This window comes from Bradyrhizobium sp. 141 (genome assembly GCF_023074055.1).
In the GTDB taxonomy this organism is placed as follows: domain Bacteria; phylum Pseudomonadota; class Alphaproteobacteria; order Rhizobiales; family Xanthobacteraceae; genus Bradyrhizobium.
In genome coordinates this window covers 160577-174634 of record NZ_JADPKR010000097.1, presented here as the reverse complement: position 1 = coordinate 174634, position 14058 = coordinate 160577, and the positions used below count along the sequence as shown (strand labels likewise).

Sequence of the window (14058 nt, the reverse complement as noted above, 5' to 3'; positions counted from 1 at the left end):
GCATGGTCATGCGGCGCGTACCTCGAGTCCCTGATCGTCGCGCAGGGCCGCTTTTGCAAATTGCTCAATTGCGTCAAGCGTCGCCCCCGGCGCTTCACGATGCGGGGAATGGCCCGCGTCTGAAATGACTTTAAAATCTATCGGACAATAACACTCGTCCTGCGCAATTTCGACCTGGCGCAATGTCCCATATTGGTCGTTGGCACCCTGCAGGACCATGATGGGTACGCGGATATAGGCGAGGTATTCGGAGATGTCCCAATCGCGGAATTCGGGATCGAGCCAAGCGCCGTTCCAGCCGTAGAAGGCGTTGTCGACGTCCTTGTGCCAGCGCGCCAGTTTTGCCTTGAGGTCCGTGGTCTCGAAGCTGGTCTTGATCGCGGCGATGGATTTCACCGAGATGTCCTCGACGATGAAATGCGGCGCAATCAGCACGAGTCCGCTCAGGCGATGATCCTGATGCGCGCCGGCATAGATCGTCGCAATCGAGGCGCCGTCGGAATGGCCGAGCAGCAGACCGCGCTTGAAGCCGATCGCGTCGAGCAGCTTCGGCAGCACATCCAGCGCCTCGCGCTGCATGTAGTCCAGCGGGCGCGGTAACGTCACCGGGCTGGACTGGCCGTAACCCGCACGCGAATAGAGGAAGATGCCGGCGCCGGTCGCAGCCTGGATCTTCTCCGGAAAGTCGCCCCACAGCCCGACCGAGCCGAGGCCTTCGTGCAGCATGACGATGGTGGGTGCGTCTGCGACCTCAGGCGCGAGCCATTTGTATTCGAGGCTGGCGTTGCCGATGCTGAGGAAGCCGGTGGGGGTGAGGGTTATCATGATTGCGCTCTTCTCTCTCCGTCGTCATGCCCGGGCTTGACCCGGGCATCCACGTCTTTCCTCAATTGCGGCAGCGCGTGGATGGCCGGGACAAGCCCGGCCATGACGGCTGTAGCTAATTCGCCCCTTCCCGCAATTTGAACCGCTGGATCTTGCCCGTCGCCGTTTTCGGCAGCGACTCCACCACGTCGATCCAGCGCGGATATTTCCACGGGCCGATCTTCTGCTTGACGTGCTCCTTGAGCATCTCCTGCAACTCCGTCGTTGTCGCGCCGGGACGCAGCACGACGAAGGCCTTGGGCTTCAGCAATCCTTCCGGATCGGCCTCAGGCACGACGGCGGCCTCCAGCACGGCAGGATGCGTGATCAGCGCGCTCTCGACCTCGAACGGCGAGACCCAGATGCCGGAGACCTTGAACATGTCGTCGGCGCGGCCGCAGAAGGTGTAGCGGCCCTCGGCGTCGCGAACATATTTGTCGCCGGTGCGGGTCCACGGTCCCTCGAAGGTGCGGCGGCTCTTGTGGCGCTGGTTCCAATAGCCTTCGCCGGCCGAGGGCGCATCGACCAGGAGCTCGCCGACCTCGCCGTCGGCGACGTCCTGCCCGGCCTCGTTGACGAGCCGCACTGCATAGCCGGGCACGGGCTTGCCCGAGGAGCCGTATTTGATGTCGCCGGGCGCGTTCGACAGGAAGATATGCAACAGCTCGGTCGAGCCGACGCCGTCGAGAATGTCGACGCCGAACCGCGCCTTCCAGCTGTTGCCGACGGATTCCGGCAGGGCCTCGCCGGCCGAGGTGCAGATGCGCAAGGCCTTGCCACCGCGCTCGCTCTTCCTGGTCTCGTCGTTGAGCATCGCCGCGAACAGCGTCGGCACGCCATAGAAGATCGACGGGTTGTAGCGGTTCATCAGGTCGAACATGCGTGCCGGCGTCGGCCGCTCGCTGTTCAGGACCACAGTGGCGCCGACCGACATCGGGAAGGTCAGCGCGTTGCCGAGGCCATAGGCGAAGAACAGCTTTGCCGCCGACAAGCAGACATCGCTCTCGCGGATGCCGAGCACCTGCTTGGCGTAGGTGTCGGCGGTCGCCTGCAAATTGGAATGGATATGGCGCACGCCCTTGGGCATGCCGGTCGAACCCGACGAATAGAGCCAGAACGCGGGCTCATCCGGGTGCGTCACGGCGGTGGTGAATTGGTCGCTCTCGCCGGAGATCTCCTCAGTGAGCTGCTTGTGGCCGTTCTGCTTGGCACCGGACACCACGACATGCTCAAGATCGGGCATGCGGCCGACGACGTCCTTGATGACAGGATAGAGCGCCTCGGAGACGAACAGCACGCGCGCGCGGCAGTCGGCGAGAATGTAGGCGTACTGGTCGGCGGTCAGCAGCGTGTTGAGCGGCACCGGCACGATGCCGGCGCGGATCGCACCAAGGAACACGATCGGGAAATCGACGGTGTCCAGCATGATCATCGCCACGCGCTCCTCGCGGCGGACGCCGAGCCGGCGCAGCATGTTGGCGGCGCGGCGGCTGTCGCGCTGCAGTTCGCCATAGGTGAGCCGCGAGACGGTGTCGTCGAAAGCCAGCTTGTTGCCGCGGCCCTCCTCGACGTTCCGGTCGAGCAGCCAGGTCACCGCGTTATAGGATCCCTCGCTCACGGAGTTCTCTCCCGAATTTAGAATTATAATTCATAGAAAGACACCGCGGCGGCTTGCTGTCAATGCCAGCAGGCATTATGTTTCATTAAATTGCGCCGCAGGACACCCTTCAAGAAGACATCCCTTAAAGAAGGCTCATGACCGACAGTCCCGACGCCGAATCCCAGTTCCTCGAACAGCTCGGCCAGCGCGTGCGCACGATGCGCGCGCTGCGCGGCATGTCGCGCAAAGTGCTCGCCAAGGTATCAGGAATCTCGGAGCGCTACATCGCGCAGCTCGAGAGCGGCAAGGGCAATGTTTCGATCGTGCTGCTCCGCCGCGTCTCCGACGCGATGGGCGCGCATCTCGAGGATCTGCTCCCCTCAGCCGATCCGACGCCAGACTGGCAGATGTTTCGCGATCTCTTGCGCAAGGCGACGCCTGCGCAGATTGCGCAAGCAAAGGATCTGCTCACCGGCGGCAGCTCAACCGCGCCGCGGCGCGCGCCATTCTGCGGCATCGCGCTGATCGGCCTGCGCGGCGCCGGCAAATCGACGCTTGGGCGGACGCTGGCGAAGAAGATCGGCTGGAGTTTTGTCGAGCTCAACAAGGAGGTCGAGCAGCAGAACGGGCTCTCGGTCGCCGAGATCATTGCGCTCTACGGCCAGGAAGGCTTTCGCCGCATGGAGCAGGCGGCGCTGCAGCAGCTGCTCGCGCGCAACGAGCTGATGGTGCTGGCGACCGGCGGCGGCATCGTCTCCGAGCCGCTGACCTTCGACCAGATCCTGAGCTCGTTCTACACGATCTGGCTGAAGGCTGAGCCGGAAGAGCACATGGCCCGCGTCCGCCGCCAGGGCGATTTGCGCCCGATGGCGGACGATCGCTCCGCAATGGCGGAGCTGCGCAACATCTTGCTGAGCCGCGAGCCGCTGTACTCGCGCGCAACGGCGGTGGTGGATACCGCCGGCCTCAGCGTCGATGCGGCGGCCGCCCGGCTGATCGACGCGGTGCGGCCGGTGCTGCAGAACGAGGCGCGCAGCTTCGGGCTGCGGAGCGTGGCGCTGTAGGGATGACCGATAGCGACGTCGCAATCACCATGTTCGAGCGGATCGGCGGCAGTGCCACGATCGACGTTCTGGTCGATCGCTTCTACGAGCGCATGGACACGCTGCCCGAGGCACAGATCATCCGCGCCATGCATGCGGACGACCTCGGTCTGATCAGGGACGTGCTGAAGCGCTATCTCACCGAATGGACCGGCGGCCCGCGCCTCTACTCCGTCGAGAAGGGCCATCCGCGGCTGCGGCAGCGGCACATCGGCTTTGCCATCGGCGATGCCGAACGCGACGCGTGGATGCTCTGCATGCGCGGCGCGCTGAAGGAGACGATCACCGATGCCGCCGCGCGGCAGGATCTCGACAAGGCGCTGTTCGGCCTCGCGGACTGGATGCGTAACCGGCAGTGACGAAGTCGATCTTCTAGATCGACCAGTAGTTCGGATGCTGGTACGGCCGCGAGCGGTCGCCCCAGTCGAATTCATCGCCGTCGACTTCGCAGGGACCGCTGCTCAATTGCTCCGGCGTCAGTTCGACCTGAAAGGCCTGACGTCCCGGATCATATTTCAGCGCGCTCCACTGCACGGGATAATGGTGATGGGTGCCGAGCAGCCGGCCGGTCTTGATCACGGCGTAAGCGACAGTCCCACTTACCTTGTCGAGCATCAATCGTTCGATCGTGCCGAGCTTCGTACCGTCGCACCCATAAACGGCAACGTGCTCGATGCGATCACTGGGAACCATGGTGTGTTGCATGGCGTGCTCCCTGATCTTGTGTAGACGGCATTATAGCACACACGTCGGAGTGTAGGACGTTTGCGTCAGCGCAGTCCGCTCTTGCGTTGCACCTAAAGCTACAGCAGCTGTGAACGCACCGCCTCTGCGCCTTCCCGCAGCAACGGCAGGAAACGATCGATCAGTTCCTGCACCGGCACGCGATCGACATGGGCGCCCATGTTGATGGCGGCGACGATCACGCCGTCATAACGGCGCACCGGAACCGAGATCGAGCGGAAATGCGGCTCGGCCTCGCGGTCGACCAGCGAATAGCCCTGCGCCCGGTCGGCTGTGATGCGCGCGAGCAGTGCTTTCGCGTCCGTCACCGTCTGCGGCGTCAGGGCCTCGCGCTTCATCGCTTCGATGCGCCCGGCAAGATCGGCATCGTCAAGCTGGCCGAGCATGGCGCGGCCGACCGAGGTGCAGAAGGCCGGCAAGCGGTAGCCGATTTCGAGGCCGCCCGAGAACATCCGCGCCGGGCTGCTGCGTGCGATGAACACGACGTCGTCGCCATCAAGCACGGCGAGCGATGCGATCTCGTTTGCCGCGGTCGCGACGCGATCGAGCACGGGCTGAAGCACCGCGACGAGCTGGCTCGAACGCAAGTATGACGCCGCCAGCGTCAGCACATGCGGCGTCAGCGAGAACAGCTTTCCATCACCGGAGACGTAGCCGCCGCGCTGCAGCGTGAACAGCATGCGCCGGGCCGTCGCGCGCGGCAGATCCGCGGCGCGGGCGAGATCGCTCAGCGTCATCGGCCCTGCGGTCGCGCCGAAGCATTGCAGGAGACGCAGGCCGCGATCGAGGGCCTCGACGAAATCCGTCGCGCGCTCGTCGCTCTCGTTCCGCTTCGGCTTGGGCATGGTGACGGGACAATCCTGCAAAATAATGCTTGCTGCGGGACCAAGGCATGTCATAATTCGCCCATTCGTTCAATAGGCGAACAAACGCCATTCCACAAGGATGCTACTGCCATGATGAGCCAGGAGCAGAACGACCTGATCACCCGCACGGGGCCGAAAGACCCTTGCGGCAAGCTGATGCGGAGCTACTGGCAGCCGGCGGCGCTGGTGGATGAGCTGGAGGGGGCGCGGCCGATCTGTCTCGTCAAACTGCTCGGCGAGAACCTGGTGCTGTTCCGCGACGAGAACGGACGCTACGGCCTGATCGACCGCCACTGCGCCCATCGCGGCGCCGACCTCGCCTTCGGGCGGCTCGAGCATGGCGGCCTGCGCTGCGCCTTCCACGGCTGGCTGTTCGATGCCACCGGCCAGTGCATCGAGACGCCGGCCGAGCCGAAGGATTCGAAGCTTTGCCAGAACATCCGGCAGCGCTCCTATCCCGTGATCGAGAAGAGCGGCATCCTCTGGGCTTATCTTGGCGAGGGCACCCCGCCCGCATTCCCGGAGATCGACTGTTTCGTCGCGCCCGGCACGCACACATTTGCGTTCAAGGGGCACATGGCCTGCAACTGGCTGCAGGCCCTCGAAGTCGGCATCGACCCCGCGCACGCCTCCTATCTGCACCGCTTCTTCGAGGACGAGGATACCTCCACGGCCTACGGCAAGCAGTTTCGCGGCGCCTCGGCCGGCTCCGACCTGCCGATGACGAAAATCCTGCGCGAATATGACCGCCCGATCATCAATGTCGAGCACACCGAATATGGCCTGCGGCTGATCGCGCTGCGCGAGATCGACGAGGAGCGCACCCATGTGCGCGTCACCAACCAGCTCTTCCCGCACGGCTTCGTCATCCCCATGAGCACGGAGATGACGATCACGCAGTGGCACGTGCCGGTCGACGACGAGAGCTGCTACTGGTACGCGATCTTCACCAGCTACTCGAACCCGGTCGACAAAAAGAAGATGCGCGACCAGCGGCTCGAGCTCTATGAGCTGCCCGACTACAAGTCGCGCAAGAACAGCGGCAACGATTACGGCTTCGATCCGCACGAGCAGCAGACCGCGACCTATACCGGCATGGGCACCGACATTAACGTCCACGACCAATGGGCGGTGGAATCGATGGGCGCGATCCAGGACCGCACCAAGGAGCATCTCGGTTCGAGCGACAAGGCGATCGTGCAGTACCGCCGCCTGTTGCGGCAGGAAATCGAGAAGGTCTCGGGCGGCGAGAAGCCGATGCTGTTCCTGGACGAAGCCAATGCGCGGAGCATCCAGGGACCGGCGACCATGGACGGCATCGGCCCGACGCGGGGCTGGGAGACCTACTGGATGGAGGTCGACGTCAAGCGCCGCCGCGGTGCGCCATGGACCGCGCCGGTGCCGAAGGAGATTGCCGACAACGTGCACAAGCTGACGGCGGCGGAGTGACGCGCGTGCACCGAACCCGTAGGGTGGGCAAAGGCGCAAAGCGCCGTGCCCACCATGCTTCCGCTCGGACGATAGAGGTGGTGGGCACGCTTCGCTTTGCCCACCCTACGGCAGTTGAGGGGGTCATGAAGTGACTTTCGTCGCGCGTCATGCGCTGTGGTCGGATGAGCAGAGCGAGGCGGCGGCGCGTATGCGACGCATCGTCGAGGAGAAGAACCTCGAGGTCATCCGCCTCGCCTTCCCCGACCAGCACGGTATCTTGCGCGGCAAGACCATCATCGCCTCCGAGGCGATTGCCTCGCTGGAGAGCGGCTGCTCCATCACCACCACCATGCTCGCCAAGGACACCTCGCACCGCACGGTGTTTCCGGTGTTCACGTCAGGCGGCGGCTTCGGCATGAAGGAGATGGAGGGCGCGGCCGATGTGCTGATGGTCGCCGATCCCACCACGTTTCGCGTTTTGCCCTGGGCGCCGACCACAGGCTGGGTGCTGTGCGACCTCTACTTCAATGACGGCCGCCCGGTGCCGTTCGCGACGCGCGGGCTCTATCGCAAGGTGCTCGACGAGCTTGCCGGCCGCGGCCACGACTTCGTCGCCGGGCTCGAAGTCGAATTCCACATTTTCAAGCTCGACGACGCGCATATGCGGCCCGAGGATGCCGGCCAGCCCGGCACGCCGCCGTCAGTGAGCCTGCTCAGCCACGGCTATCAATACCTCACCGAGCAGCGCTTCGATCAGATGGAGCCGGTGCTGGAGATTCTCCGCCGCGACATCGTCGCGCTCGGCCTGCCCTTGCGCTCGGTCGAGGTCGAGTTCGGACCGAGCCAGTGCGAATTCACCTTCGCGCCGAGCAAGGGGCTCGAGCCCGCCGACAACATGGTGCTGTTTCGGAGCGCCGTGAAGCAGATCGCGCGCCGCCACGGCTATCACGCCACCTTCATGTGCCGCCCGAAACTGCCGAACCTGTTCGCGAGCGGCTGGCACCTGCATCAGTCGATCGTCTCGCGTGCGAGCGGCGAGAACCAGTTCATGGCGAAGGACGGCGGCGAGCCACTCAGCGCGTTCGGCAAAGCATACCTCGCCGGCCTGCTCGACCACGCCCGCGCCTCCACAGTGTTCACCACCCCGACCATCAACGGCTACAAGCGCTACCGCTCCTATTCGCTGGCGCCGGATCGCGCGATCTGGGGCCGCGATAATCGCGGCGTGATGATCCGCGTGCTCGGTGGCGCCAATGATGCCGCAACGCGCCTGGAGAACCGCATCGGCGAGCCCGCCGCCAATCCCTATCTCTACATGGCCTCGCAGATCCTCTCAGGCCTCGACGGCGTCGACCGCAAGCTCGATCCCGGCCCCTCGGCCGACACGCCCTACGAAACCAAGGCGCCGCTGCTGCCGAAGAGCTTGCGCGATGCAGTCGCCGCGCTGAAGGACGATCCGTTCTTCCGCGAGAAGCTCGGGGCCGAGTTCGTCGATTATTACACTCACATCAAGAACGCCGAGATCGACCGCTTCCTATCCGAGGTGACGGACTGGGAGCACCGCGAATATTTCGAAATCTTCTGAGCGGTAACCAGCCCCGATCATTCCGCACGCGGTAGCGGCGTGAAGCCGAATCCGCCTCCGGTCACTAGAGCAAACGCGTTCGAGGCCGGGCCGGTCGCCATGCGGGGATCCGGCCCGTTGCTCGAGGTGGGCGAGCCGACCCGTGTCACGCCCGAGCGTAGCGCCGAACTGGCAGGGCTCGAAACGACGCGCCGGCCGGCACTTCGCGCGTAAACGCGCCGAAGCGCGGCGAACCGCTGGCTTCCGTTGCGCGCGATCAGCTGCTCGTCGGAATCCGGCCGATAGATGACATCGCAATTGCCGACCAGCGTGGCCGGAGCGCGGTAACCCAATGGATTGCCCTCATTGTATGTGATATCCGCAAGGTTGGTCGCAAGTAGTTCAACGCCATGCAGCCCAATGATCGAGCCTCGTGCAGCCTTGACCTCGACGGTTCGCACCTGCGGATTGCAGCGCGACTTCGCCTGAGGATATTCCTGAACGGCCGCGCGGGCATATGACAGCACCTCCCCGCTCTCATACACGCGATCAATGACGAGGCGCTGGACGTTTTCGGCCAGAAGAGTCTTGTTGACGAGGTGCGCACCGGTCACCGGAGACGGATCGAACGCAACCACCTTGGCGATCCGCGGACCACCCGACTTGGTCGCAAGCGCGACGAATTGCGCCAAGCCGGCGCCGAGGGAATGTCCCGTCGAAACGATCTGCGGCTTCCGGGCGGCCCGCTTGTAGCAGTCCAGGTTCTGGATCTGCCTCATGATCGTATCGACGTTGCGTTGCAGCTGCTGATAATAGTCGTCGTAGGGCGAACCGAACCGGCTGAAGTTCGAGTACCAATCGCCTCCGGAAAACCCTACGGTGCCGCGAAACGCAATGCTCACTTCGCTGCAGGCTCCACGCGCCGCGGCGCGTGTCCGCGCCCACACCTGGTATGTCGGGCCGCTGCCGAAGTTCCAGCCGCGCTTGGCGTAAGCCGCCTTGCAGGCCTCATCCGCCCAATCGAGGCAATCGAGATATGCGTCGCTGCCGAACTGATAGCGCCAGGGCTTGAAGATCCTCCGCGCGTGACCTCTGAGGTCGTCCTGCGAGGCCGGGATCGTACTCTGCACCGCGAAATCGACTTCCTCGCCGAGGCCGGCATCGCGCATCGTATTCAGCGTGCCGACCGGCTTATATGCCGTGGACGACTGGATGGCATAAGGCAGGTAATAGTCGGCATATCTGTAGACATAGGCCGCCAGGATATCGGGATCATTGTTGGACTGAGCCGCGGCAGGCTGAACGGCTGAAAGCCAGACAACGGCCGCCGCGCTGGCGAGAATGATCCGGAATGCTGCAAAACGAAACCGCATGGCAACATCTCCAAATATGAAAAACAATCTATGGCTGCATGAGACCATAATTGCCGCTTCTTGACAATATCGAGAGTCGGGTCGGCGGCGAGCCCCCCGGAACGGGAATCAGCCCAGAGGACGGAGAGCCTGCCTCCTCGAGCGCAGCTCGATGATCCCCGCAACGATCGCATAGACAACGAATATTCCGATCGCGATCGGAGCGCCCTCGATGATTCTCCAGCCCAAGCTGACCACCTTGTGGGCCACACTGCCGACGTCGCCGCCGTAGACGATGCAATCGCCCACGCCTCCCTCGTTTGGCGAGCATTTGGGGTTGACGAGATGGCCGATCGAAAGCATCGGGCCGAAATAGGGGACGAATGCGCAGATGAGACTGACCGCGAACGCCAGCAGCAGTCGGATCCATAGCCGGGGCCATCCCAGCGTGATCAGCCAGCAGCACGCGGCCAGCCACAGTGCCGCGAGTCCGTCGCCAAAGCGAGAGCCGACCAGCAAGCTCGCCTCCAGCGCATGACGGATGATTTCCGCGGCAGAAGATCCGATGGGACAGCCGGTATCAGTGCCGGGCTGGCATCCTGAGATGGCCGCGAAGAGAGAGGTGAGCAGGATCGCCAGTTCCGGCACAAAGGGGAGGACAACGAACAGCAACAGGATCGCTCTCCAGCGCCGACGATGAGAATTCCCGTCAGGTTGCGATGTCATGCTGGCGCGGGCGACATTCCCCAAATGATCTTCCGCGAAGACCCCTGCCCTTACTACCTCTGATACAGGCTGACCGCAACGAGCATCGTTCGGCTTGCGCGAGACGGTCCGGGTGCCGCAGCAACCAATATCTCACACGTCCGTGAGACGACTTCGCGTCTCCCGTTCCGACGAAACGTTGGCCGGCCTGACGAAGCCATTTTCCCAGCGTCGCGAAAACCGCCGGAAAGAGATGGGGTCTAGACTATCGCTCCATGATCAACAGTGGAGTTCGGTCATGTGGGATCAATTGTTCAGCCTGATCTATCGCCTGTCCTGCCGGACGACCTTGATCGAAATCGGCACCCATCGGCTGGCGCGTTAGCGGCCAAGCGGGCGCGATTTAGGTCAGGCGAATTGACCGGATAACGGGGTCTCCATGCGCAAACTGATCCTGATCGGCAGCATGACGTTGCTGACAAGCTCGTAAGCGCCATTCACCAGCGATAGCCGAGTGTTGCGATGACGGTCAGTGGTGCGCCGCGGTAGCAATATCCGACCTGGCACGTCGTGTAGTGCAGATTGAACAGGTTCTTGGCGTTGAGCTGAAACTGAAGCCCCTTCAGCTCCTTCGCAGCCTGGCCGAAATCATATTTCAGCGCCGCATCGACCAAGGTCACCGAGCTGTTCTTGAATGTGTTGAGGTCGTCGCCATAGCTCCATGACATATAACGCGCGCCACCACCGACGCTCAGTCCCGCAAACGGGCCTGCCAGCGGCAGGGTATAGTTCGCCCACAGCGTCGCAGTGTGGGGCGGATTGCCCGACGGAAACTTGCCGACCAGCGAGCTGTCGCCGGCCTGCTTGGTGACCATGTCGAGATAGGTGTACGACGAGGTGATGTCGAAACCGCCGCCGAGGCTCGCGAGCCCCTGCAATTCGAAGCCGCGGCTTTGGATCTCGCCGCGCTGGACCGTCACGCCCGTTCCCGTCGTCACCAGGCCGCCATCCTGGGTCAGGTCGAACACCGCGGCCGTGATGAAACTCCTCGTCCCCAGCGGCTGATACTTGACGCCTACCTCGGTCTGCTTGCCGGTGGTCGGCTTGAAGAACGCGCCCGAGGGATCGACGCCGAGATTGGGAAAGAACGACGTCGAATAGGCGACGTAGGGCGCAATTCCGGAATCGAACACGTAGGTCAGCCCGGCTCGACCGCTATAGGCCTGTTCGGACTGCTGCTGCCGGGTCAACGCGAACAGATCCTCACCGGTGGTGCGGACCCAGTCGCTGCGGCCGCTCAGCGTCAGGATCCAGTGGTCGAGCTTGGCCTGGTCCTGGATGTAAACTCCGGACTGGGTCTGCCGCTGCCGCGTCGAGGACGAGATCGCGGGATCGGGAATCGATTCCGGCACGTAGGCCGGCGCGGCCAGATTGAGATCGGAGACGCCGAAGCCAAATCCCTGCTTGTCGTTGAACTTCGACGAAGTGTAGTCGGTGCCGACCAGGAGCGTGTGCTGTACGGGCCCGGTTGCCAGCTTGGCCTCGACCTGGTTGTCGATGATGGCCGATTGCAGCGTGTCGTGGACGTAGCCGGTATAGCGCGAGACGACATCGCCTACGGGAGCACCGAGAAAGCCGACATAGCGGGTGACCGCATCGACGTCGACGTAGCGGAACTTCTGGCGAACGGTCACGGCGTTGTTGAACGCATGCTCGAACAAATAGCCGACGCGGCCCTGTTCCTGATCGAGCGAATTGTAGGACGGGCTGCCGGTGAAGATGTCCGTGGTCGTGCCGGTCCCCGAAGAGTAGGTGAACATCGACCCGGGCGTCTTCGATTTCTGATAGGCGCCGAGAATCGTAAGGGTCGTCGACTGATCCGGTTTCCAGGTGACAGCCGGAGCGACGTAGACGCGATTGTCCTTGCCGCCGGGCACAAACACGTCGGCGTCGCGCACCACGCCGGTCAGCCGATACGAAAATTGACCGCTGGGATCGACCGGCCCGGACAGATCGAAATTGCCCTGCACACGATCGCGGTCGCCAAACAGCGTCTGCACCTCATGGAATGGCTGGCTGGTCGGCAGCTTGCTCTGGAGGTCAACCAGTCCGCCGGGCGAGCCGAGGCCGTAAAGCGCCGAGCTCGGGCCGCGGACCACGGTGATGCTGTCGACGCCATAGGGCTCGGTCTTGAATACGCCGAGACCGGCGCCGACGAGGCGTAAGCCATCGAGATAGACGCCGTTGTAGGTGATGTCGAAGCCGCGGATCGAAATGGCGTCGAAGCGCGGATCGTAACCGGAGGCATCGATGCGGACGCCCGGTTGATAGCCGACCGCCTCCGTCAGCGTCTGGACGGCGCGATCGTTGAGCTCCTTGCGCGTCACCACCGAAATCGATTGCGGCGTCTCGAGCAGAGGCGTGCTCGTCTTCGTGCCCGCTGAGCTGCTGCTTGCAACATAGCTGTTCTCGCTCGACGCATTGGTACGGCCGCCGCCTGCCTCGCGCGTATCCGGGTTTCTGGCTGGGCCGGCTGCGGCATTGCGCGGCGGCGTGGCGCGGCCACGCTGCGATTGCGAGGCGCGCTGGGCAGATTGGGTGCGCGGACGCGCCTGGCTCGGTGCCTCGACCGTGACGGGCGGCAATGTCCCCGCCGTCGATGCCGAACTGGTCCCGGAGACCTGTGCGAGCGACGGCGTCGCGTGCAGCACCGTCCCCAAGCCGGCTACTCCCAAGCCAGCCATGCGCAGGCCGCCCTTCATTCGTTCCCAGCCGGGCATCTGCCCGTCGTTGCGCCTCATCGTCTTCCCCGAGTTCCGTATTCAGACAACCCGGGAGTAATCAGATCGAGGCGCTCGCCGCCTTTGCGCGCGCGCAAATCACCTTTGATCGCGCGTGGAGGCTTTCGAGTTTACTGACAGCTCTTCGGCGAATGGCCGAAACGCCTGCGGAACGCCGTTGCGAAATTGGCCGGATGGGCATAGCCGACCCGATAGGCCGCTTCGGTGACGGACAAGCGCTGATGGATCAAAAGCGCACGTGCGGCATCGAGCCGCTGCGCTCTCAAATAGTCGATTGCGCTTTCGCCATACGCCATCTGGAATTTCTGGTTGAAGGACCTGCGGCTCAATCCTGCGCTCCGCGCCAGTTCGTCGATGCTCCAGGGGTAGGCGAGATCGGCATCCATCCGGTCCTTGACCGATTGCAACCGCATCCTCTGGAGGTCGGCGGCCGGGTCGACCGCAATCCGGCCGCGCTCACTGAACAAGGCGTGGACGATGATCTCGGCGGCGTGCGCCGACAGCAATAATTGGCCTGCGTTTCCCGCGACCGGCGGCGAGAACATTTCTGCCGCGACGGCCTCGATGCGTGGAGATGCCGTCAAAGAGACGACGGCCGTGCCTGCCCCGTCGCTCCTAAACAGCGCCTCAAACTCGTCGCCAAGTCCAAGCTCATCGATGGAGGCCCGGGGAACAGCAAGGCCGACGGCAGGACGATCGCCAGAGCGTGCCGCGCGTCCCACAGCGCTGTCTTGGCGCACGGCAATTGCCGTCATCTGCCTTTCACCGCTGGCCGCGCGCGTCAGAAGGCCGCGGCCAGCACTGTCATCGAATGCCACGGAGATGAACAGGCCCGAAGCTGCGATCGCGGGGCCGTCGGCGTCGGCCCGAAACTCGCCCCTGACAAACACGCAGCCCGGAAAATCCAGCCATTGGCCCGCTGTTGAAGCGTCGGGCTGTGCGGAACCGATGTCGTCTTGAGGTCGTCCGACAATTTGATCGTAAAAGTCCCGCATCGAATTCCGCTTGCGCAGCGGCTTCTTTGACGG

12 protein-coding genes are annotated in these 14058 nt (G+C 63.7%); 4 read left to right on the top strand and 8 right to left on the bottom strand.

Annotated features, from left to right (window positions below; genetic code table 11):
• Positions 1-6: 6 nt before the first annotated feature.
• Together IVA81_RS29890 and IVA81_RS29885 are read right to left on the bottom strand one after the other, a co-directional pair.
• Positions 7-825, bottom strand: a complete 819-nt coding sequence (locus IVA81_RS29890; protein ID WP_247324625.1) for an alpha/beta hydrolase — start codon at positions 823-825, stop codon at positions 7-9.
• A gap of 115 nt (positions 826-940) precedes the next feature.
• Positions 941-2482, bottom strand: a complete 1542-nt coding sequence (locus IVA81_RS29885) for a benzoate-CoA ligase family protein (RefSeq protein WP_247324624.1) — start codon at positions 2480-2482, stop codon at positions 941-943.
• 137 nt (positions 2483-2619) lie between these two features.
• Between IVA81_RS29885 and IVA81_RS29880 the strand changes: the two genes are divergently transcribed.
• Positions 2620-3528: a helix-turn-helix transcriptional regulator gene (locus tag IVA81_RS29880; protein ID WP_247324623.1), complete on the top strand. Its 909-nt coding sequence runs from the start codon at positions 2620-2622 to the stop codon at positions 3526-3528.
• 2 nt (positions 3529-3530) lie between these two features.
• Positions 3531-3926 (top strand): group II truncated hemoglobin, encoded by a 396-nt coding sequence (locus IVA81_RS29875; RefSeq protein WP_247324622.1) that lies wholly within the window; start codon positions 3531-3533, stop codon positions 3924-3926.
• Positions 3927-3939: 13 nt separating this feature from the next.
• Here IVA81_RS29875 and IVA81_RS29870 read toward each other — a convergent pair whose 3' ends face one another.
• Both IVA81_RS29870 and IVA81_RS29865 read right to left on the bottom strand, forming a co-directional pair.
• A complete protein-coding gene (locus IVA81_RS29870) occupies positions 3940-4272 on the bottom strand; it encodes a PRC-barrel domain-containing protein (protein ID WP_247324621.1) in 333 nt (110 codons plus the stop codon).
• A 98-nt stretch (positions 4273-4370) separates the two neighbouring features.
• On the bottom strand, positions 4371-5156 hold the full coding sequence (locus IVA81_RS29865; RefSeq protein ID WP_247324620.1) for an IclR family transcriptional regulator C-terminal domain-containing protein: 786 nt from the start codon (positions 5154-5156) through the stop codon (positions 4371-4373).
• A gap of 111 nt (positions 5157-5267) precedes the next feature.
• Here IVA81_RS29865 and IVA81_RS29860 point away from each other — a divergent pair, with 111 nt between their 5' ends.
• Positions 5268-6626 (top strand): aromatic ring-hydroxylating dioxygenase subunit alpha, encoded by a 1359-nt coding sequence (locus tag IVA81_RS29860; protein WP_247324619.1) that lies wholly within the window; start codon positions 5268-5270, stop codon positions 6624-6626.
• 130 nt (positions 6627-6756) lie between these two features.
• Positions 6757-8193: a glutamine synthetase family protein gene (locus tag IVA81_RS29855; protein WP_247324617.1), complete on the top strand. Its 1437-nt coding sequence runs from the start codon at positions 6757-6759 to the stop codon at positions 8191-8193.
• 17 nt (positions 8194-8210) lie between these two features.
• Here IVA81_RS29855 and IVA81_RS29850 read toward each other — a convergent pair whose 3' ends face one another.
• The 4 genes from IVA81_RS29850 to IVA81_RS29835 all read right to left on the bottom strand — a co-directional run bounded on the left by IVA81_RS29850 (position 8211) and on the right by IVA81_RS29835 (position 13920).
• The gene (locus IVA81_RS29850; RefSeq protein ID WP_247324615.1) at positions 8211-9545 is read right to left on the bottom strand and encodes a hypothetical protein; all 1335 of its coding nucleotides are present in this window, start codon (positions 9543-9545) and stop codon (positions 8211-8213) included.
• Positions 9546-9653: 108 nt separating this feature from the next.
• Complete coding sequence (locus IVA81_RS29845) at positions 9654-10196, bottom strand: hypothetical protein (protein WP_247324614.1); 543 nt, start codon at positions 10194-10196, stop codon at positions 9654-9656.
• A 530-nt stretch (positions 10197-10726) separates the two neighbouring features.
• Positions 10727-13030: a TonB-dependent siderophore receptor gene (locus tag IVA81_RS29840; protein ID WP_247324613.1), complete on the bottom strand. Its 2304-nt coding sequence runs from the start codon at positions 13028-13030 to the stop codon at positions 10727-10729.
• Between the two features lie 110 nt (positions 13031-13140).
• Positions 13141-13920: an AraC family transcriptional regulator gene (locus tag IVA81_RS29835; protein WP_247324612.1), complete on the bottom strand. Its 780-nt coding sequence runs from the start codon at positions 13918-13920 to the stop codon at positions 13141-13143.
• Positions 13921-14058: the final 138 nt, after the last annotated feature.